Origin of the sequence: Pseudotenacibaculum haliotis, assembly GCF_042684245.1 — a bacterium.
Taxonomy (GTDB): Bacteria; Bacteroidota; Bacteroidia; order Flavobacteriales; family Flavobacteriaceae; genus Polaribacter; species Polaribacter haliotis_A.
The window spans coordinates 20,626-42,355 of the sequence record NZ_JBHULH010000002.1 but is presented as its reverse complement, the minus strand read 5'-3'; the positions used below and the strand labels follow the sequence as shown (position 1 = coordinate 42,355).

General features: G+C 35.7%; 21 protein-coding genes and 1 pseudogene. 4 read left to right on the top strand and 18 right to left on the bottom strand.

The annotated features are described in order from the left end of the window. Both ACFSRZ_RS05550 and ACFSRZ_RS05545 read left to right on the top strand, forming a co-directional pair. A pseudogene (locus ACFSRZ_RS05550) lies at positions 1-191 on the top strand (transposase); the annotation flags it as partial. Between the two features lie 97 nt (positions 192-288). Continuing rightward, positions 289-1,401: a redoxin domain-containing protein gene (locus ACFSRZ_RS05545; protein WP_379665537.1), complete on the top strand. Its 1,113-nt coding sequence runs from the start codon at positions 289-291 to the stop codon at positions 1,399-1,401. Positions 1,402-2,199: 798 nt separating this feature from the next. Here ACFSRZ_RS05545 and ACFSRZ_RS05540 read toward each other — a convergent pair. From ACFSRZ_RS05540 to ACFSRZ_RS05525, 4 genes are all read right to left on the bottom strand, one after another. Further along, positions 2,200-4,020 carry a M61 family metallopeptidase gene (locus ACFSRZ_RS05540; RefSeq protein ID WP_379665536.1) on the bottom strand — a complete coding sequence of 607 codons (1,821 nt, stop codon included), beginning with the start codon at positions 4,018-4,020 and terminating at the stop codon, positions 2,200-2,202. An 81-nt stretch (positions 4,021-4,101) separates the two neighbouring features. Then, positions 4,102-5,226 (bottom strand): aspartyl protease family protein, encoded by a 1,125-nt coding sequence (locus ACFSRZ_RS05535; protein ID WP_379665535.1) that lies wholly within the window; start codon positions 5,224-5,226, stop codon positions 4,102-4,104. A gap of 14 nt (positions 5,227-5,240) precedes the next feature. Next, positions 5,241-5,663 (bottom strand): LexA family protein, encoded by a 423-nt coding sequence (locus ACFSRZ_RS05530; protein ID WP_379665534.1) that lies wholly within the window; start codon positions 5,661-5,663, stop codon positions 5,241-5,243. A gap of 5 nt (positions 5,664-5,668) precedes the next feature. After that, on the bottom strand, positions 5,669-6,925 hold the full coding sequence (locus tag ACFSRZ_RS05525) for a Y-family DNA polymerase (RefSeq protein WP_379665533.1): 1,257 nt from the start codon (positions 6,923-6,925) through the stop codon (positions 5,669-5,671). Between the two features lie 75 nt (positions 6,926-7,000). Here ACFSRZ_RS05525 and ACFSRZ_RS05520 point away from each other — a divergent pair, with 75 nt between their 5' ends. Next, on the top strand, positions 7,001-7,537 hold the full coding sequence (locus tag ACFSRZ_RS05520) for a CvpA family protein (protein ID WP_379665532.1): 537 nt from the start codon (positions 7,001-7,003) through the stop codon (positions 7,535-7,537). Between the two features lie 20 nt (positions 7,538-7,557). Next, positions 7,558-7,950, top strand: a complete 393-nt coding sequence (locus ACFSRZ_RS05515; protein ID WP_379665531.1) for a hypothetical protein — start codon at positions 7,558-7,560, stop codon at positions 7,948-7,950. A 3-nt stretch (positions 7,951-7,953) separates the two neighbouring features. Here the strand turns inward: ACFSRZ_RS05515 and ACFSRZ_RS05510 are convergent, their stop codons facing one another. The 14 genes from ACFSRZ_RS05510 to ACFSRZ_RS05445 form a co-directional block, all read right to left on the bottom strand. Further along, the gene (locus ACFSRZ_RS05510; protein WP_379665530.1) at positions 7,954-9,825 is read right to left on the bottom strand and encodes a SulP family inorganic anion transporter; all 1,872 of its coding nucleotides are present in this window, start codon (positions 9,823-9,825) and stop codon (positions 7,954-7,956) included. 107 nt (positions 9,826-9,932) lie between these two features. After that, complete coding sequence (locus ACFSRZ_RS05505) at positions 9,933-10,577, bottom strand: DUF2490 domain-containing protein (protein WP_379665529.1); 645 nt, start codon at positions 10,575-10,577, stop codon at positions 9,933-9,935. A gap of 12 nt (positions 10,578-10,589) precedes the next feature. Beyond that, the gene (locus tag ACFSRZ_RS05500; RefSeq protein ID WP_379665528.1) at positions 10,590-11,216 is read right to left on the bottom strand and encodes a carbonic anhydrase family protein; all 627 of its coding nucleotides are present in this window, start codon (positions 11,214-11,216) and stop codon (positions 10,590-10,592) included. Positions 11,217-11,252: 36 nt separating this feature from the next. After that, entirely contained in the window at positions 11,253-12,056 is an 804-nt protein-coding gene (locus ACFSRZ_RS05495; protein WP_379665527.1) for a universal stress protein, read from the bottom strand. Between the two features lie 11 nt (positions 12,057-12,067). Next, positions 12,068-13,648 (bottom strand): SulP family inorganic anion transporter, encoded by a 1,581-nt coding sequence (locus tag ACFSRZ_RS05490; RefSeq protein ID WP_379665526.1) that lies wholly within the window; start codon positions 13,646-13,648, stop codon positions 12,068-12,070. Between the two features lie 77 nt (positions 13,649-13,725). After that, positions 13,726-14,031, bottom strand: a complete 306-nt coding sequence (locus tag ACFSRZ_RS05485) for a hypothetical protein (RefSeq protein ID WP_379665525.1) — start codon at positions 14,029-14,031, stop codon at positions 13,726-13,728. Positions 14,032-14,090: 59 nt separating this feature from the next. Further along, positions 14,091-14,849 (bottom strand): tetratricopeptide repeat protein, encoded by a 759-nt coding sequence (locus ACFSRZ_RS05480; RefSeq protein ID WP_379665524.1) that lies wholly within the window; start codon positions 14,847-14,849, stop codon positions 14,091-14,093. 1 nt (position 14,850) lies between these two features. Then, positions 14,851-16,641: a BatD family protein gene (locus tag ACFSRZ_RS05475; RefSeq protein WP_379665523.1), complete on the bottom strand. Its 1,791-nt coding sequence runs from the start codon at positions 16,639-16,641 to the stop codon at positions 14,851-14,853. 32 nt (positions 16,642-16,673) lie between these two features. Next, a complete protein-coding gene (locus ACFSRZ_RS05470) occupies positions 16,674-17,474 on the bottom strand; it encodes a tetratricopeptide repeat protein (protein ID WP_379665522.1) in 801 nt (266 codons plus the stop codon). A 10-nt stretch (positions 17,475-17,484) separates the two neighbouring features. Next, on the bottom strand, positions 17,485-18,525 hold the full coding sequence (locus ACFSRZ_RS05465) for a VWA domain-containing protein (protein WP_379665521.1): 1,041 nt from the start codon (positions 18,523-18,525) through the stop codon (positions 17,485-17,487). Further along, complete coding sequence (locus ACFSRZ_RS05460) at positions 18,525-19,532, bottom strand: vWA domain-containing protein (RefSeq protein WP_379665520.1); 1,008 nt, start codon at positions 19,530-19,532, stop codon at positions 18,525-18,527. The genes ACFSRZ_RS05465 and ACFSRZ_RS05460 overlap by 1 nt, the downstream gene beginning before the upstream one ends. Beyond that, a complete protein-coding gene (locus ACFSRZ_RS05455) occupies positions 19,519-20,463 on the bottom strand; it encodes a hypothetical protein (RefSeq protein ID WP_379665519.1) in 945 nt (314 codons plus the stop codon). Before ACFSRZ_RS05455 ends, ACFSRZ_RS05460 begins: the two co-directional genes overlap by 14 nt. Before the next feature lie 4 nt (positions 20,464-20,467). Then, positions 20,468-21,337 (bottom strand): DUF58 domain-containing protein, encoded by an 870-nt coding sequence (locus tag ACFSRZ_RS05450; protein ID WP_379665518.1) that lies wholly within the window; start codon positions 21,335-21,337, stop codon positions 20,468-20,470. A gap of 3 nt (positions 21,338-21,340) precedes the next feature. Then, positions 21,341-21,670 (bottom strand): hypothetical protein, encoded by a 330-nt coding sequence (locus tag ACFSRZ_RS05445; RefSeq protein WP_379665517.1) that lies wholly within the window; start codon positions 21,668-21,670, stop codon positions 21,341-21,343. Positions 21,671-21,730 lie beyond the last annotated feature (60 nt).

Below are 21,730 nucleotides of genomic sequence, written 5' to 3'. Positions count from 1 at the left end.
GACATGATAATAAACCCATTGAATTATGGAGTAATAAAGTAATTAAAGAGAAGATAGATTATATTCATAATAATCCTGTAGAAGCAGGGTTGGTTTATCATCCTGAAGATTATGTATATAGTAGTGTTTTAGATTATTCTGGAGAACAAGGATTGATAAAAGATGTGACTGTTTTTAGGTTATTAAGTTAGAATAACCACACGAAAGATTCGTGCAGGAGCAGGGTTTTCTCACAAAAATTTCTGCGACAGTATTTAATATTTTTCGTCATAGAAGAAAGTGTCAAACATGAGAAAAGTTATATCATTTTTAATAATATCTTTTTTTATTTTAATTTCTTGTAAAAAAGAGATCCAGAGAAAAGAGGTATATGAAATTATAGGTGTCGTTAAGAATTCTAGAAATAATTCTATTGTCCAACTTCAATCTAATAATAAGATTATTGACACTGCTCGTATTCAAAATGAGCGATTTTTATTTACAGGAACTATAAGAGAGCCTATTAATGTAGAAATCATAGTTGAAGGAAAGGAAGGGTTTAAATCTTTTTGGCTGGAGAACAGCAAAATCCAATTGATATCTGAAACTGAAAACTTAAAACAAGCTATTATCAAAGGTTCAAAAACTCAAAAACTTCAAGAAAAATTTTTATTGAGAGTTGACAAATTTGATGATTTTCAAGACAGCCTAAAAGTTTTGTTAAAAGATAGGTCATTGTCAGATAAGCAGAGGGAGTTTCTATTAAAGCTTAAAGAGAAAGCCAGAATAGATGAACTGAATGTTACCATAGACTTTATAGAAGATTTTCCAAATACCTTGATAGGTAGTTCTACTTTAAATGATTGGAAAATTTTAATTAAAGAAGCGTATGGGAAAGAAATGATTGAAAAATTATTTTCTAACATGAGCATTGAAACTAAGAACTCAAAAGTTGGAAGTGAGATTAGTCATTTTATAGAAGTTAGTAGAGATTTAAATATTGGAGATAAGTTCGTTGATATAAAACTTAAAAACATTCATAACAAAGAAATTTCGTTATCAGATGTGAAGGCAACTTTTACTTTAATAGAGTTTTGGACTTCTTGGTGTGCTCCTTGTAGAAAGTCTAATCCACACTTAATATCATTGTATAAAAAATATCATTTAAACGGTTTTGAAATTTTTGGTGTTTCTATTGATGTATTTAAAAGAAGTTGGTTAAATGCAGTAAAAAAAGATGGTTTATTATGGGAGAATGTTATAGATACTAAAGGACTAGAATCAGATGTTGCCTTTACTTATGGAGTTACTGAGCTTCCTAGTAATGTTTTAATTGATAATGAAGGAACAATTATAGCTAGAAACTTAAGAGGGGAAAAATTGGAACAAAAATTAAAAGAACTTTTTAATGAGAGAGAGTAATGTTCCGCTCCCGCACAGCTTGTCCCGTATTTACGGGAAATGCTTGCACTGAGCTTGCCGAAGTGTTTCGTGTGGTAAAGTAGAAGATGTGTATATAGAGTAAATAAAAACTACGTTAAGAAATTAGCGTAGTTTTTTTATTTTTATTGGAACGCGAGGGCGCACCAGCTGGGGATTTCTTATATAGAAAATGAAAAGGAGAAAGGAAATTACCTCGCACAACTTAAAATAAAAACAATGAATTTTTTATATCCATTGGCCTTCTATATTCTAATAATTAGTATTTACCTACTTAGTATAGGTAAATTAAATTTAAGTAGAAAGGCCGAGTATGAAACATGGGTTAATACAAAAGGAAAAAGAGTTTCTAAAGCTATAATTATAATTGGAATATTATACACAATTCTTTTGTTGCTTCAACTAGTATCTGATACTTAGTAAGCTACAATATACCTAAATTTATTCCCTCACCAACTAAGGGAACTAAACCTTAATAAAAAATGAATGAATATCTTTTAATTGGGATAGGGCTTCTCGTCTTAGGCCTTTTGTACGGATACTGGAGTTACTTTTTAAAAAAGAAACCGATTGATTCTAGCGCGTTTTCTAAGAGAAGAGATGCAGAAGATAAAATTTTACCAATTATAGTGATAATATCTGCGATAATAATAATTATAAAAAATGTATAAAAAGCTTATTTTAACACTGTTTATATTTTTTGCTTTATACCCTGATAACTTGGATTTATCATAGCGCAATCCAAGCATAAAACATTAACACCAAATAAATTCTAAAACCTTACTTCCTCCCCAACCAAGCATTTCGTTTGTCTAGAATACCCTGAGTTAACTCTAACCCAACTTTTTCATACGGTTGTATGGTATAACGCGGATCTTTTGCCAATGTTACTTTTAAAGTCTTCTCATTGCCATGTCGGTTAATCGCTAAGGTAATTTCATCATCAGTTTTAAACGTAGATAAAAGACTACCAAAAGAAGTATTGGCGTCCAGCTTTTTTCCGTTTACAGACAAAATAGTATCTCCACTGTCCAATCCTGCTTTGTAGGCAGGAGATCCAATGGTAGGCTCGTTGCTAATTCTATGAGAGCTAGACACGCGAGCACCAAAATACGGTGTCTTACCATCCTGACTCAATGCCACACCTACAGAAGCAAACAAACGTTGGTAATCCGGCATTTTACTGTCGTATATATAGTTGTTAAAAAAAGCGTCACCAAAATCTTTTCCTGCATAAGTATTCAGTGCCTGATGCAAATTGTCTATGGTATACGGAATCTCTTCTTTCCCGTAGGTATTCCAAACCAGCTTCATATAATCGTCCAGGTTGAGATTACCTTCTTCATTACGCAAAGCCAAGTCCAAGGCCAAACCAAGAACACTTCCGTAAGTGTAATAAGAGATAAATGTATTTCCACGATTCACAGGGTCTACAGAACGAGCCGCATCCACAAAAGGAGCTTGATAACTCATTTCAATAGGGTTGAAAAACTGAGTTCCCGGAGAGTTCCATACATAATTAAATCCACCATTTAGTCCGTTAATGTATTGCTCTACCGTACGTACATCAGCACGACATAAGATCAAACTCGTATAATAACTGGTAAAACCTTCAGCAAACCACAATTCGCCACTCATATTCGCTTCCTCAAAGTCAAAAGGTTCTAAAGATTTTGGCCGGATACGCTCTACATTCCAAGCGTGGAAAAACTCATGCGAAACCGTTCCGATGGCTCCGCCATCAGCCAAACTTCTAGTTGTGGTCAAAATGGTTGAGTTTCTGTGTTCCATTCCATCACCACTAGCATTCGGAATGTAACAACCCAAGAAGAAATACTCTCCAAAATCAAAATCAGGCAATTCGCCAAAGACCTCTTTCTGTTGTAATACAATCGCTTTTACATCTTCAAAATAAGCATCCAGCTCTGCGCTGGTTCCGTTGTGGTGCAATACAAAATTGATTGTATAATTCTTTCCGTTCGATTCTACATCAAAAGCACGGATTTGGTGATTGCTAATCTCTGTAGGACTGTCCATAAAGTACTGTAAGTCGGGAGCCGAAAATCTGTTACCACCTTCCTTTTTCAATTGCGTAGCCACTTTCCAGTTCAAATCTTCCCTTACATCAAAAACAACATTTATTGGTCTATTTGCTTGAGAAGGCGCAAACATAAAAGTAGCCGGAATGTTCAAGTGCGCATGCGTTTCATCTACCTGAGCATAGGTTCCGCCACCTCTGTTGGCAAACAATGTATAAGAAACATTAACCGTTCCGTCATTGCTCTCTACCACCCATTGATATGGGTCAGGGCGAGTGATATCTAAAAGCTCTCCTTTTCCATTGGTAGCTTTTACATTGTAAACGTTTTTTGCAAACTCGTGCAAAGCATACCTTCCCGGTGAAGTTCTACTCATACGAAAAGCAAATATTCCCGAAGGAACTTCCGAAAAAGTAACACTAACTTCTGCTTCGTGATGAACGGCATTAGGAAAAGAAATAACATAGTCTACAGCGGCAGTACCGGCATCATTTTTTTGATCACAAGAAATAAATGAAACCAATACGAAAAGAAATAGCAATTTGATAGAGTGAACTCGCATGAAAAAAGTTTTTATGAGTCTCAAAGCTAAGGAAAAAAGAAAGGAATTTGTGTTAAAGAAAATCAGAGATTAGAAAGCAACCTAATCTAACAACGGCTTTTTAGAAATCGTTACTGTTTTTCCGCTGGTCAGTTGTATGGTAAAAGATTTTCCGGAGTTGATGACTGCTCTGCGATATTGATCCATAGAACAAAAATCTGAAAATTGCTTACCGTTAAAAGATAGAACTTCGTCTCCTTGACGAACCCCTAAATTCCATACATCACTTCCTTCTTGAATTCGCACTATGCGCATCTTTCCTTTTATAAACATGACAGAACAAGAATAACTACTGTAGCTCTCATTAATTTCTGAAGAAGCTAGGTATAGTCGTTTGTTTTTTAGACTTAAAAACAGCTCTTGATCTTTCCATAAGCTGTTGCCAATCTTGGTTGATTTTAGGTTGTCGTAATAAACAATAGGAGAGAGTTGTACTTTCTTTGAAGTCTTTTTTGGAAGTTGAAAAACCGTAGGTTTAGAAGAAGTTAAAATGCCATTCACATCAAAACTACCACTGTAAAAAGTAATCTGTTTGTACTTGTCTAAATCCGTTAAGTTATAATTTCGCTTAGAGATATTAGATGTTCCTCCGGCTCCGGTATCCAATAAAAACCGAAGTCGATTTTTTTTCAGTGCTAAGTACACATAAGGGCGCTGATTGCGAAAATCAAAATCCAAAGGATACATCTTTTTCACTTTTTTTGGAAAGTAATTGGCAGGATACATGATCAGAATCTTGTTTTTATAATCAATCGTCCAATTGAGCGCTTTGATAATATCTACACCCAGAATACCATCTACTTTATGACAGGAGAAAATCTCGTTTTTAGGAGCATTTAAAATGCGATGCTTTCTAATTTTTCTACTTCCCAATTCAATCAATCCACTACTGTAAAAACGCATTCTACTTTTTCGTCCACTAGACGAATGAATGGTCATTGTTTTGTTGGTTTTCTTTAGATCCTCTTTAGCCCAACCATAAGCCACCGAATATTCAGCACCCGTATCAAAAGCAAACTGTTTTTCTACGCCGTTAAATGTGATGGGAATGATAATGAGTCCCAGATCATTTCTAAAAGGAATGGTGTCTTGATATACTTCCGTTTTTTGCGCATAAGATGCGTTAAGCAAAAGAACAGCACAAAAAAGGAAGAGAAGTTTTTTCATAGGTTTCAGGTAGTCTATACTTTTTTGATCACATTGGTTACAATTCCCCAGATCACAAAATTGTTTTCTTCAGTGATCTTGATGATAGGATAATCCGGATTTTCAGGTTGCAACCAAACCTCTCCATTTTTTACTTTGAGTCGTTTTACGGTAAACTCGCCATCCAAAAAACACACGGCAATTTTGTTGTGTTCCGGCTCTAAACTACGATCAATAACCAAAAGATCATTATCGTCCAGTCCGGCACCAATCATAGATTGTCCGCTTACTCGAGCAAAGAAGGTAGCCTCTTTATTTACAATAAGCTCTTCATCTAAAGAGATACGGGTTTCACGAAAGTCATCAGCAGGCGAAGGAAATCCGGCCGAAATTCCGGTATCGATAAAAATAGCACCATTGCTATCAGAGGTTTTGGGTGTAAAAAATTGAAGGGACATAGTTTTTATTTTACAGTGATAATATCGGAAATTTTTGTGGTGTATTTAGGTGATAAGCGTTCTTGACGCATTTTCCAGGTTCGTTCCAGGTCTTGATTGCCTAGTTTGATCTTATCGGCTTTAAACTTTTTATTCAGATGATCAATAGTATGCATCAATGGTTTGTGTTTGGGATTTTCTCCAACAAACAAATCCAATTGATGATTGTCTGTAGGAACCAAACCGGTTACAATTACACCCGCACGTTTGTATTTGATACCGGGTTTAAAAATAGTTTTGATGGCTTCTACTGCTGCATTGGTAATGGTAAGCGTAGAATCTGTAGGATAAGGAAAAACAACGGTTTTAGACCCTCTATGTTGCTCGCTATCCTTTTTATGTCGATCGCTGCTTAGCATAACAACAACCATATGACAGCTAGATCCTTGAGTACGCAACTTCTCGGCACAACTAGAAGCAAAAGTAGAGATACGTTCTTTAATGTTTTCAATATCAGAATACGTATACTCAAAGCTACGAGTGGTGGCAATAGCACGTTTGGTTTCCCGAACGTCTAATTCTAATTTAGAAACACCTTGCAGGTCTTTTTTGAGTTTCCATTCTGTGATGGAAAAGTTTTTTCGCACCCAACTGTCAGATAGCTGAGTAAAATCGTAACCTGTTTTACACCCTTTAGCATTCAATCGTTTTTGCAAACGATATCCAATACCCCAAACACTACCTAGTTTGATCCATTTTAGAGCTTTGATTCGTTTTTCTTCAGAATCGATTACATATACACCTCCCGTTTCTTTTGGAAACTTTCGGGCTACTTTATTGGCTATTTTACTCAGTGCCTTGGTAGGTGCTATGCCTACACAAGTAGGAATTCCTGTCCATTTCAAAATCCGATTGCGAATTTGATGCCCGTAATCGTCAAAATCGTACTTATCAAAGCCTCTAAACTCCAAAAAGGCTTCGTCTATACTGTAGACTTCTACATCGGGAGTAAACTGTTCTAAGATACGCATTACACGCGCACTCATATCGCCATACAACGGATAGTTAGAAGACAAGATTCGAATATTGTTCTGCTTGCAAAAACGTTCCCACTTAAAAATAGGAGCACCCATAGGAAGCCCAATAGATTTTGCCTCATCGCTGCGAGAGATCACACAGCCATCATTATTGCTTAGAATGGCAACAGGCTTTCCTTGCAAGTTCGGGTCAAATACCCGCTCACAAGAAGTATAAAAGTTATTACAATCTACTAAAGCAAACATCGTTATAAAGATACAAACAAGAAAGATTCAAAAATAAGGACGAGTTACTTATATTTGAACAAATAAGAAATCTTCATGAACGTTTTTGATATTATCATAGCCGCACTCCTTATTTACGCTTTTGTAAGAGGTTTCATGAAAGGTTTTTTTGTAGAGGTTGCTTCTTTGATAGCGTTGGTTGGAGGAGTTTTCGGAGCAATCCACTTTTCATATTTTGCAGCAGATTTATTGGAAGAACGTGTAGATTGGGACGAAAATTATATATCACTCACAGCCTTTGCCATTACGTTTATTGCCATTGTAATTGCTATTTCTTCTCTAGGAAAGATGTTAACGAAAGTGGCAGATTTTGCAGCTTTAGGCCTAGTTAATAAAATTTTAGGGGGTGTTTTTGCATTATTGAAAAGTATTTTGATTTTGAGCGTTATTTTTGTTTTCTTTGCTAGGATCAATGGAGCAATTCCTTTTGTAGGAAAAGAGACCCTTGATAATTCGATCTTGTACGCTCCGGTAAAGAGTATCGTACCTACAATATTCCCTTCAATTGTAAAAGAGATCGAATCTGAAGAAACTGAGATAAACCACACTGTTAGTTTTTTACAAAAACAGTAAATTGCAGTAGTATTAATTCTATGAAAATCGTTGCTAAGTTTTTAATTCCGTTACTTTTTGTTGCCTCTTTTGGAACAGGAGAGGTTCAGGACTGCACTATTTTAAAGAACAATTCTTTTGTCTATAAATTGGCAAAACAAGATGTATTGGTACAATTTGAAGAAGGTAAGCACGTAGAATATCATCAAGACAAGAAATATTACATCAAGTCAAACATCAAGTGGGTATCAGATTGCGAATACTATCTGATTATTCAAGATGTAACACTACCAGATTTTCCATTTCGATTAGGTAGTAAACTCCATATCAAAATCACCAAAGTGAAAGGAGACAGAGTTTACTACAAATCTTCTATGGGTGGAAGAACTTGGGAAGGAAAAATGACAAAAATAAAACCTAAAAAAGAAGAATAGGTTTTACGAGTCTTTATGCTCCTTCATCCATTCTAAAGACCCCTTAAAATCGTCGAAGATACACTCTTCACCAATCAGATCAGGAATCATATCAATTCGCTCCATCATATATCTAGGTTGAGTCTGAACATCAACGAAGAGTACATTCTTATCTTCTTTCTTAAGATCTACAATAATATCTTCCAACGTATACAAACCGGATTGATCGATATATTGCATACGATCCATACGAATCACAATGGTAGATGCAGATTTAGGTATCTGCTTGGCCAATTGCTGGAAGTCGCTCGTAGAGCCAAAGAATAAAGGTCCTTTTATATGTTTGATAAAGACTTTCTCTTTTAATTCTGCTGTAAGGCCCACTTCATCAGCCCAAGGTTCTTCAGTAAGCGGTTTGACATCGGATCGCTGACCTGTGAGATCTCCGATACGCTTCATAAAGACCAATGATGCAATTACAAGTCCAATACCTACAGCATTTACCAAATCCCATAAACTCGATAAAATAAGCACTACCAACATAATCATTACTTCAGAACTTAGTTTTATAGAAATTACTTTGAATATTTTGATCTTGGTGTCCTTAGGTAAACTAGGAATTGCACGCAATCCTTTGTAGTCCATAACTCCGATACCTACAGTTACTAAGATTCCGGCCAATACAGCAGCGGGAATTTTAGATGCTACAGAGCTAAACCCTAACATGATTACCAATAACATTACCCCGGCAATCATTCCCGATAATTTGGTTTTACCTCCGGCATTAATATTTACAACCGTACGAATTGTTGCTCCGGCTCCCGGAATTCCTCCAAAGACAGAAGCAATACTGTTACCAATTCCCTGACCGATCAATTCCTGATTAGGTTTGTGTTTGGTCTTGGTCATATTGTCGGCAACCACACTGGTCAACAACGAGTCAATAGCCCCTAAGAAAGCCAGTGCAATAGCGGTAAATATGTAAGGTGAGATGGCAGATATACTAAAGGATTTAAAAATACCTAAGTTAGGTGATGGGAATCCACTTGGGATCTCTCGAATAGGATTGTAATCCAGACCAAAGGCAACAGCTCCTCCTGAAACGACGACTAAGGCTACCAATGTACTCGGTATTTTGGTTGTGATCCGTTTGAAACCGAAAATGATAAAAATGGTTACCAAGGAAAGACCTAGTTCTAACCAATTGATGTTTCGAATCATTCTAGGCAATACTTTAATTGACCCCAGAACGCCTGAGGCTTCTTTTGCGGCCAGTGTTTGAGATTCTCTTAGAATATCGTCTTGGGTAATTTTTTCGGCTCTGTCAATCGTTTCTTTAAAGTCTTCCAGTACAAGAATACCTTCACCGGCTTCTTCTTTTAAAATGTTCTCTAAAATTCTTTCTTCTGCTTCAGGCTTGAATTGATTTACAAACTCTACATCATCTTTTGGATTGTATCCTAAAGAAGGAGCTATTTGAGTAATTAGAATGATAACCCCAATAGCCGTCATAAACCCCGATACTACCGGATAGGGTATGTATCGAATGTATTTTCCTATTCCGGCCAAACCTAATACAATCTGTATCAATCCGGCAAGTAAGAATACCAATAAGATAGCGGGCAAGGCTTTGTTCACGTCTCCGTCGTTTGCCGCAATAATTCCGGCAATGATCACCATACTTACTGCCGTCATAGGGGCAGTAGGGCCTGAGATCTGAGTTGGAGTTCCTCCAAATAAAGCTGCAAAAAAACTGATGAAAATAGCACCATAAAGTCCTGCATCCGGACCTAAGCCGGATGATACACCAAAAGCCAAAGCTAATGGAAGAGCAACGATCCCAGCGGTAACACCACCGAAAATATCTCCACGGAGATTAGAAAAAAGATTCTTCATGCCTGTTGTAAGGTTTTTAAATGTAAAGTCCTAAAATAGGGAAATTTAGCGCAAAAAAAAACCGATGAATAGACTCATCGGCTTTTTTAACAGTTATTTTGTCAATGTTAAAAGTTGACTAATGTAATAATATTGATCTGATCTCGGCTCGAAGTTTCAAAAACCTGGCTCATATAACCTAGCTCTATTTTAACTCCTTTTCTAAGCTTGTAACCTAAACCTCCGTAGATTCGATTTCTATCAAAAACTCTAGATTCTCCGTTTAAGAAAATCTCATTGTAAGCAGATAAATAGTATTTCGATTCTTTCTTGAACGGAATATTAAGACTTAAGAAATAACGGAAACGTGTTTTAAAGTCACTCTCAACAAAACGTTGCTCGAAACGATAACGGTGTTGTAAAGTAACACTTCCGATATTTTGCTTGGTAATGAACTGCTGGAAGATTCTATGTTCTTCTACAGTAGTTTGATCATCACCATTTCCTGTGAAATTCTCAGAGTTGATATATCCATAACCCAATAAGACATTGCTTCTTGAGCCAATGTTATATCCCAATCCGGTTCTGATCAACAGTTGTTCCAGATCACCTATAGCATTGTAATTTCTATACTGAATCTCGTGGTGTAAGTTCCATTTTTCGTTCAGTTGCTTACTTCCAATATAGATCAACCAATTTCCAGGTCCGCTTTCTTGAGCTTTAGCAGAAAAAGAAACTAAGGCTAATGCCAGTATGAATACTACTTTTTTCATAAACGCTTTTTACTAGTAAAATGTTACAGAACCGTCTTTGATGTCATACATAGCACCAACGATCTTGATTTCTCCGTTATCTTCCATTTCTTTCAAAACAGCACTTTGAGAACGGATGTTGTCCATAGTCATGTATACATTTTTCTCAGCTACATTGTTTACGAAATCTATGTTTTGAGAAGTACGCTCACTTGGGTCTGCTGGCGACTCAACTGCTGCTACTGCCGGCTTTAATTTACTAATCAAAGTAGTTAAGTTTCCTAATTTTGCATCATCACAAGCTCCTTTAACAGCTCCACAAGCAGTATGTCCTAAAACTACTACTACTTTTGTTCCTGCCAACTTACTAGCAAACTCCATACTTCCTAAAATATCTTCGTTTACAAAGTTACCTGCGATACGAATACTGAATACGTCTCCGATTCCTTGGTCAAACACCAATTCTGCAGAAACTCTAGAATCGATACAGTGTAAAATAGTTGCAAAAGGAAACTGCCCGCCGCTTGTATCAGCAACTTGCTCTTGTAAATCTCTATCTACAGCTTTGTTCGCTACAAATCTTGCATTTCCTTCTTTTAAAAGATTGATGGCAGCATCTGGTGTAATTGCTGCTTGTGTTTCTTTAGTATGTGCTTTCATAATTTTTATAATTAAGAATGTTGATTTTAGTTTGTATTAATTTGCTACCAAGAGAGAAACATTCAGTTTTCCGATAGCTTGATCTATATTTGACTTACCAATACGCTTTCTACTCTCTCTATTTATGCATAACAAGTTAATATTATTTTTTAATAAATAGTGAGACAGGTTTTTGATGGAATTATCATTTTCGTCAAATACATATTCAACCACTTTTTGACCTGTAGGAATCTGTACTTTTTCAATAGCATCTGTTCCTTTTACAATGTTAAAAGAGTTCAAAGGACCTTTTACATTTTCTAAAAGGCTTTCAGCAAAATCCATGCTGAAAGATTGCTTATTTCCATTGAGTATTCCTAAAGATATTTCTTCAGTTGAATCCAATCCGTTCTTATCAGAAACAATCATCACAGAACCTTGGTGTTTTTTCAAGATAAATTGGGTGATGTTGTCACCGATAAACTTTAACGGCTTTACTTTTTTCTTTCCTAAGACAATAATGTCCGGTTGCACCTCATCGATACGTTTTTCGATCTCGTTCTTTACATTTCCAAAGGTAAATTTGAAATTGATGTTGGTTTCAGTACCGTAATCTTTAGAGAACAAGTTCATCATATTCTTGATCTTCTTGTTTGTAGAAGTAAATTCTAAATTAACAGCACGATTGGCAGCTAACTGATTATCGTTTTCTACGATCTCTGTTGGACTTTTAACGTGAAAGAACTCAACATCCCCGCCAATCATCTTGGCGAGGTTTACTGAGCTTCTTAAGGTGCTTGTTGTGTCTCCTTTTAGATCAGAGAGCACAAGTATTTTGTATTTGTTATTATTTGTTTTCATAATCTTTTGAGTTAAGCATTCTTAGGTCTCAATCTGAAAAATTCGATAAAACTTGGAGGATTTTCTACAATTCCTCTTTCTGAGATCAACCTAATGTCGATGCTTCGCTCTCTGGCTTTGAAAGAAAAATCTTCGAGAATCTCGATAATATCATTATCCAGATATCTTGTTTTTCTTACATCCAGTTCTAAGTGTGTATTTCTAGGTAAGCTGTCTAATTCTTTCAAAATAGCTCCTTTGTTAAAGAAGGTTACTTCTTCAGCCAAAGTCATTTTTATTTTGTGAATTCCGTTACTCATGTCTTCAATGTGTAAGAAGTGAGAGTTTTGGAAACTTTTAATTAAGATCACTACAATTCCTACAGCCAATCCAAGAGCCAATCCTTTTAATAGGTCGATAAATACAATTCCTCCAACAGTTGTTACGAATGGAATCCATTGTTTCCATCCTAATAGGAACATCTTCTTAAACAAAGCCGGTTTTGCCAATTTATATCCTACAATAAACAGAACCGCAGCCAATACAGCCAAAGGAATCTTATTTAAAAGCGTAGGGATTAACATCACAGAAATTAATAAGAAGAAACCGTGAACAATGGCAGACATTTTACTTTTTCCTCCCGATTGAATGTTTGCAGAACTTCTTACAATTACCTGAGTAATAGGAAGCCCTCCGATCATTCCAGAAATGATGTTTCCGGTTCCTTGAGCCAATAACTCTCTGTTGGTAGGAGTTACGTTTTTCTCAGGATCCAACTTGTCAGTTGCTTCCACACATAAAAGAGTTTCTAAACTAGCTACCAAAGCAATGGTAAAGGCTACAATCCAAATATCAGGATTTCCTAAAACACCAAAATTTGGGAAGGTAAACTGACCAAAGAAAGAATCGATATCTTCTGGTACAGGAACACTTACCAATTGAGTAGCTCTAAATCCTAAAGATTCGTTAGACTGAGTAAACACAAAGAAGATGATCCCTGCAATTACAGCAACCAAAGGACCTTGAATCAATTGGAAGATTTTTGCTTTTTTAGTCAATACTCGATCCCAAAGGATTAAGATGGCTAAACTGATCAAACCAATGATACTTGGGCCTAAGCTGATGTGGTTAAAAGATTCTAAAATTTCTGAGAATGTATTTCCTCCGTCTACTTCAAAGAAGGTAAAATCTCCTTCGATAGTTGCGTCATATCCAAAGAAATGAGGAATCTGTTTTAAAATGATAATGATTCCAATACCGGTTAACATTCCCTTAATTACTGAAGAAGGGAAATAGTATCCAATAATCCCTAAACGAATCACTCCAAAAAGTAATTGGATGATTCCTCCTAGAACGACAGCCAATAAGAAGTTCTCGTAACTTCCTAAAGTGGCGATAGCAGACAACACGATGGCAGCCAATCCTGCTGCAGGTCCACTAACCCCAATTTTAGATCCACTTAAAGATCCTACGACAATACCTCCTATGATACCGGCAATTAATCCGGAAAACAAAGGGGCTCCACTTGCAAGGGCAATACCTAAACATAAAGGTAAGGCCACGAAAAACACCACTATACTAGCGGGTAAATCACTTTTTATAGTTTTAAACATGATAAAAAAAGAGGTGATGTTAGTTGTTTGAACTAACAGTTGTAATTAAATTGTTTGATAATAAAATCCCGAAAAGTTTAAGAAATCACTTCGGGAGGAGGTGAGAGTAGTTTCTTCTGATAAGAAACGTAGTTTTTTGAGTAAAAACTGATTCTTTTTTTCTTTTCCAAGCCGACAAAAAGCTGAGAACTATCGTTTTCGTAAAAGAGCTTTAATTCCAAATCTTTGGCAGCTTCTTTTCCTTTTTTGTTCTCTTCTTCGTCTCCAAAATCAACCACTTCTGCTATTTCACATTTCCCATCCATCAACGTAACGTAGGTTGGAACCACGATAGACGCCATTAGGATAAAAGAGAAGAAAAAAATAACGATATTTTTGGTCATATTTCCTTTTGAAAAAGTCAAAGATACGATATGGCCATGAGGAAATTGTTAAATATTTTTTAAAAATTATTCAACAACTTAAGATCATTAGAAATGATCCATCCAACTTTACCGTCTGCAATTTTGATTTTCCTCCAGTTATCGACTGTGTCTAAGACTTTTACCTTTGTTCCTTCGTGTAAAGTAAACACATTTTCACTGTTTAAAGTAGGTGCATTTTTAATTTCTGTTTCTTCTGCGAATACAATTGCTTCAACATTATTTTTTGCAAAAGAATACTCTTTAAATGCAAAAATGGAAGTTGTAATCAACAATAAAAAACTGATCATGCTGGTAACAAAAAACAGTCGTTTTCTGGATGGTGAGTAAGCAAAATAGAATAGCAAAAAGAGCAAAGATCCTAAAACAGACAACCCAACTGAAATCATAGACCATTGATTATAAGATAGTTTCTTTACAATGGACTCGTCGATCTTCTGTAAAACCGATTTTGGCAATTCTTCAATATTGTCTATTGTCAATCGCTTTGCAAAGACTAAATTGTTTTGAGCATCTTCGTTCAAAGGATCTAAAAGGAGTGCTTTTTCGTAATTATATATAGAAGGAGCTACTTTATTTAGCTTGTAATAACTATTTCCTAGGTTGTAATATAATTCTGAAGAAACTACGCCCAAACTTTCGATCTGGTCATAGAGCTTTATAGCTTCTTCATATTGCTCTGATTTATACTTTTCGTTGGCTTGAGTAAACAACTCATCGGCAGATTGTGAAAATACACTCTGAGCTACAAACAATAACAAGATCAATAACTTCTTCATATTATAGCTGTTTGTCGATTTGAGTAATTACTTGTTTAGCCTTTTCGTAATCCTGATTCATTTCTACAACGGTAACAGGAGAATATCTGGCCATATCACAACTCTTGAAAACATCGATGAACGAACTGATAGAATCGTTATCAACTTTTTTATCTTCTAAGAGTTCTGTGATCTTTTCTTTGCTGATGTCTGATGTTTCTATACGCAACTTCGCTTTCAGGTAGTTGTGTAATGCCTTTTCCAATGCGATATAGAATTGTTCTTTTTGCCCTAATTGCTTTTTAGCTTCCGATAGGTATTTCTTCGCCAATCGATCAGCTTTTCTCAATTTATTTCCAAGCACATCATTACTTCTGGCTTCTCTTCTCTTGGCAACAACAATTCCTATTGGAATGAATACCAAAGGAAGGAAAAGTAACAGATAATAAGAATTAGACTTAAAGAAATCTACTGTTTTAGCAGGTGAGAATGTTGCTTTTGTTTGAATGTATCTAAAGCTGGCACCTGTAGAAACCACATCTTTTTTAGCAACAGAATTCTTATCAGAATCAGTAACCAACTCTTTTCCTTCTAAGACATCTACAAACAGATCATCCGAAGTTATGGTAACGTATTTTTTCTCTTTTGGGTTGAAATAGGAGAATTCTGTATTTGGAATCTTGTATTTTCCTTTGAATTCCGGAACAACTGTATATTCTTTTGTAATTCTACCTTTAATTCCGGTAGGACCTACTGTAACTCTTTCTTTTTGTTCAGGAGTAAATACTTCCAATTCAGAAGGAGTTTTAATTTCAGGAAGCTCAAAAAGCTTTAGGTTACCAATACCGTTTACTTCTACAGAAACTCTAGCAGATTCGTTAGATTTTAACACGCTTCTGCTTGTGGTAACTTTAAAGTCGAAATCACCCACAGCACCATTAAAGCTTTCCGGTTTTCCTTCAATGGGTAACTCTTTTGCATTTACAAATTTTCTTGGAGAAGCAAAGCTTCTGGTAATGTTTCTGGTAATAGGATTTCCAAAGAAATCGCCTCTTCCGGTAGGAACGCCAATAACAATATCCATTTTCATGGGATCAATAGCTAATCGTCCTGACTTGGTAGGAATCAATAGAGCTCTTTTTAATACCACATATCTATATTGCTCGCCATTGTAAGTTCCTAGATGCGTTCTAAGTCCATTAATTTTGATATCCTGATTCCAGAAACCATTGTATTGGGGCGACTCGGTAACAGAAAAGTCGTTAACGCTAATATTCTTACTTACATAGAGTTTGTATTCTACATAAACACCTTCGCCAACATAGGGTCTGGATTTAGAGATCTCAGCTACTAAATGAATATTTTGCTGAGCGATATAATTAGGATCGTTAGGGTCTTTAGGAATTTCCACAGCGTCTAAAACAATCACCTTAACGGGTTTTGATTTTAGTGTTTTTTTACCCAATTGAATGCTTGCTGATGGAATTAAGAACTCACCTTTTTTTCTGGGTTGTATGATGTAAGTGTAAGACTGAGAATAGCTTGCCTTTCCATTGATATACGATTGACTAATGGATTGAATTGGTCCGCTAATTACTCTGAAATTCTGAAAATTAGGAGGAGTAAAATGATCTGCTCCGTGCTTATTGATCTTGAATTCTATGCGTAACCTTTGATTTACTCCCAACTTATTTTTACTAACGCTAGCGGTAAGCTCAGGTTCTGGGTTGGGTTTTTTAGTTTCTTGGGCATGCAGAGACACACTCAAAAGAGCGAACAGTATAAAAGCAATATATTTTATCCTTTGCCTCATGGACGTTTTTCAATTCGTGGCAAATATAGAATTTACCAATCTTTTTCCTGCTTAACTTTTTTACCTCTTGCTTTTTTAGCGTTTAGTTTTTTCTGAGTCTTTTTTTCTTCGTTATTCAAACTCTCTAAAAGCTGCTTAATTTGCTCAGGAGACATCTTTCCTTGCTGAGGTTTTTTCTTTTTCTTCTTCTTGTCGTCTTTGTTAGGATCTTGATTTTTCTTGTCCTTATTTTGGTCTCCTTTATCGTTTTTGTCTTTAGGATCTTTTTTGTCCTTGTCGTCTCCGTCTTTTTTATCTTTATTCTGATCCTTGTTCTTATCCTTATTCTTGTCCTGCTTGTTTTTATCCTTGTTCTTATTCTTGTTTTTGTTGTTCTGCTTATCTAGCAGTTTTTGAGCAACAGCAAGATTGTATCGGGTTTCATCATCATTAGGATTGTTGCGAAGCGCATTTTTGTACGCATCAACAGCACCTTGGTAATTCTTACCTTCCATATGAGCGTTTCCGATATTGTGAAAAGCTTCAGATTTGGAAGCCTTATCCTTGGCAGCTTTGGCTGCTAATTCGAATTGTGGAATGGCTTCTTTGTAATTTTTTCCTTGGTATAAGGAATTTCCCATGTTATAAGTTGCTTTGTTGTAAGCAGCATTTTTTTCAAGTGCTTTCTTATAAGCTACAGAAGCATCTGTATAGTTTTTGTTTTCGTACAGCTTGTTACCTTCTCTAACAAACTTTCTGGCATCTCTTTGCAAAGCGATCGAATCTTTTTGTGCAAAGGAAACTCCTGCTGTTAGCAGCATGATAAAAGCGATGATGTATTGTAAATTCTTCATGATTCAGAATTTATTTGTCTTCTTCGTTAAACAAGTCTACTTTTCTTAGCCAACGGGTCTTCTTGTCTAATAAGAAGATGTCTAAAACCAAGAATAAAATACCGATTCCTAAAAACCATTGAAACTGGTCTTTATAATCTGAAAATTGCTTCGTCTCAAATTCACTTTTTTGAGCGTTTCCAATAATATCTTCGATGGTTTTTACAGGTTTATCTGTTTTATTTCCATCAATATAACTTCCGTTGGCGGCATCGGCAATGCTTTGTAAAACATCCGGCTTGCGCTGTGTGATAACGGTTTCTCCTTTTCTGTCTTTCTTATATCCGATCAAAGATCCGTTGATCTTTAATGGAATAGGGCCTCCTTTTTCTGTTCCAACACCAATTGTATACACTTTTACCCCCTCATCTGCGATGGTTTGTGCTACTTGTTTGGTTTCTTCCTGATGATCTTCACCATCAGAAATAATGATCAAAAAACGATTGGTTTGCTCATCATTGTTATAATAGGTCTTCGCCAGATTTAAAGCTTCGTTGATGGCAGTTCCTTGGCTTGATACCAAATCGGGATTGGCATTTTGTAAGAACATTTTTGCAGCAGCATGGTCTGTTGTGATTGGAAGCAGAGGATAAGAATTTCCTGCATAAATTATTACTCCTACACGATCGCTTCCCAATTTATCAATGATCTTAGAAATAATCTGTTTTGATTTTTCCAAGCGGTTAGGAGCAATATCTTCGGCCAGCATACTCTTAGATACATCCAAGGCAAAAACCACATCTACTCCTTCTCTTTTTAAGGTTTTTAACTTGGTTCCTATTTTAGGATTTACCAAAGCAAGAATAAGAAAGGATATCCCAAGAATAAAGAAGAGAAGCTTTAACACAGATTTGAAAACTGAAACATTTGGAGCCAGTTTCTTAAGTAGTACTTTGTTGGAGAATTTGCGCTGTGCTCTTTTTTTCCACCATAATACCAATAGAAAAACAACCACAATTACCGGAACTGCAGCGAAAAAATAAAAATATATAGGTTCTTCTATCTTGTACATTATATAAAGCTTCTAAACAATGTGTTTCGTAATAAAAATTCTAGCAATAACAATCCGCCTGCAAAAAAGACAAAGATTCGATACTTTTCATCAAAATTGGTGTATTTAAATTCTTCGATCTTGGTCTTTTCTAACTTATCAATCTCATCATAGATTGCTTGTAGTTTGGTGTTATTGGTAGCTCTAAAATATTGCCCTTCTGTTTCATCAGCAATGTATTGTAAGAGTTTTTCATCAATTTCTACTTGTTGCTTTCTGAATTGTAACTGACCGGTTCTAGGATCTTTGCTATATGGGAAATCGGCCATTCCATTAGTTCCTATTCCAATGGTGTATACTTTTATTTCCAGTTCTTTGGCTAGTTCGGTTGCTGTTTTAGGATCTACAAACCCGGAGTTGTTAACTCCGTCTGTAAGTAAGATGATTACTTTGCTTTTTGCTTCGCTTTCTTTAAGCCTGTTTACAGCAGAACCCAATCCCATACCAATAGCAGTTCCTCCTTCTAATTGTCCCCATTTGATCCCAGAAATTGTTCTTTTTACAATTCCTTTATCACTGGTAATAGGAGTTTGTGTAAAGCTTTCTCCGGCATATACAACAATTCCTATCCTGTCATTAGGTCTTCTGTTTATAAAGTTTGTTGCAACCCCTTTTAAAGCTTCTAATCTGTTGGGTTTCAAATCTCGTGCCAACATACTGGCAGAAACATCAATAGCCATTACAATATCTATACCTCTATTGGCCTTTATTTTAGTACTTACAGCTACATTTTGAGGACGAGCTAAAGCCACAAATAAAAATGCCAAAGCCAAGAGTCTGAACACATAAAGTAGCGGCTTTAATTTAGGTAAGATCGAGCCTCCGGCGTTAAATCCTTTTACACTTGGAATCGTTAGGACTGCTGCATCTTTTTTTCGGACAAAAAAGTACCATACAGCCAATAGCGGAATCGCTATTAACAGCCAAAGGAACTCAGGATTATGAAACTCAAAATTACTCCAATTCATCTTCTTTCTCTTCTGTTTTTGTCTCTGTTTCTACTTCTTCAATTACAGGCTTTGCTTTAAGGTTTTCTAATACATTTTCCGCATCTTTTCTATCTTCCTCTATTTCGTGAGATAGTGGTTTCGACTTGGCAAACTTCACCAAATCAGCTTCCTGTAATAACTCTTTTAATTTTTTGATAGCGTCTCTGCTGGTTTCAATGGTTTTTGCATCATTAAAATCGGCAAGAGTATCTATAAGCTCATCCGTAGTGCTTTCTAGGGCAGGAATCTTCAACTCTTTTTCTATATAGCTTCTGATGATCTCTGTTAGTTCACTATAATATTTTTTCACCTCATTATTCTGCCAAAGAAGCTTTTCGTCTAGTTTGTGTAATCGTTCTATAGCTTCTTCAAAAGGAGGCAATGCAGCAATGATCTCTTCTTCAGATATTTCTTCTTTCTTACGTGTTTTTAGGTAATAGATCAACCCTCCGATCAATAGAATTCCTAGAATTACCCATATTAAATACGGTAAGAAATCATCAAAGGTGTAAGGCTCGCTTTTGATGGCTTTGATAGGAAACATTTTCTGTTTTGTGGTGTCAATAGCCACGGTAGCAACATTGATCAAGATAGAATCTGTGATATGCGCTCTGTTTCTGATAAAGATCTGTTGAGAAGGAATGTAATAAGCTCCGCTATCAAAACCGGTCAACAAGTATTTTTTGATCAGATTGTTTTTGATCGTATCTATTTTGTAATCTTCTACAACTTCTAAACCTTTTAGGTTTTCGAGTTTAGGAATAATCACATTTGCAGTATCACTTACAGAAATTTTGAAGTGAAACTGCTCTCCAATACGAATGTTGGTAGTATCAACTTCAACTTTTACTTGTTGAGCCAATGTTACTGTACTGAGAAATAAAAAAAATAAAAGGATTCGTATCTTCATTTGCCTAACTTCCTTTGTGTTTAAAATATCCTAGTAATTTTTTCACATAGCTTTCGTCAACTCGTGTGCTAATAGTTCCGGCACCACTTCTTTTAAAAGTAGATTGATAATAATCTGATAATCGCAAAGCATTTGCTTTGTAATTTCTTCTTACGGTTTTAGAAGAAGTGTTGATGAGTTGTACTTGATTGGTTTCTGCATCTAGCATAGGAACCATTCCTAAGTTTGGAATCTCTTCATCGTGCTTGTCATACACTCGAATTCCGGTAATATCATGCTTGTTTCCAACAATTTTCAAGGTTCTTTCGTAATCATCATCCATAAAATCAGAAAGCATAAAAACAATAGCTTTCTTCTTCATAACATTGCTTAAAAACTTAAAGGCCTCGGCAATATTGGTCTTTCTGCTTTTGGGAGTAAATTCAATAAGGTCTCTGATGATTCTAAGTACATGGCTTTTTCCTTTTTTAGGAGGAATAAAAAGCTCTACTTCATCAGAGAAAAGAATCAACCCTACTTTATCGTTATTCTGTATCGCAGAAAATGCCAAAGTAGCTGCGATCTCGGTTACCGTATCTTTTTTGAATTGTTCTGTGGTACCAAAAAGCTCCGATCCGGAAACATCTACCATAAGCATCATGGTGAGTTCTCGTTCTTCTTCAAAAACCTTTACATAAGGTTCGTTGTAACGAGCAGTTACGTTCCAGTCAATAGTTCTTACATCGTCTCCAAATTGATACTGACGAACTTCAGAAAAAGTCATTCCTCTTCCTTTGAAGGTAGAATGATATTCTCCTCCAAATATATGATCAGACAGTCTTCTGGTTTTGATCTCAATTTTTCGTACTTTTTTTAGTATCTCTTTGGTATCCATTTCTTAACTAACCCACTCAAGTGGTAAAGGTTCTAAGTTGAGTTCTTTTAACTTCGAATCAACTTTAATCTCTAGCATAGGGGCTTTTTCAATTGATAGGTTTGTATTGTTCTTTTTGTTGATGCTGCTCAGGATTTCTTTGATGGTTTTTTGCTGCGATAGCAATAAACTGTTCAAAATTTGATTGGATTCATTCTTAAAATCAAAACAGTTGACATGAAACTTAGGTTTCTTGTTTTGATAAATGATCCACTGTCCATACGCATCTTCTGTTAATTCTAAAATTTCTTTGTTTCCGGTTAAGGTTTTGTACGTTGTCAATTTATATTTCATAGCATTTAAAGTTTTAAGGGGATTCAACATTAATTTTTTTAATTGACGATATGTCTATAT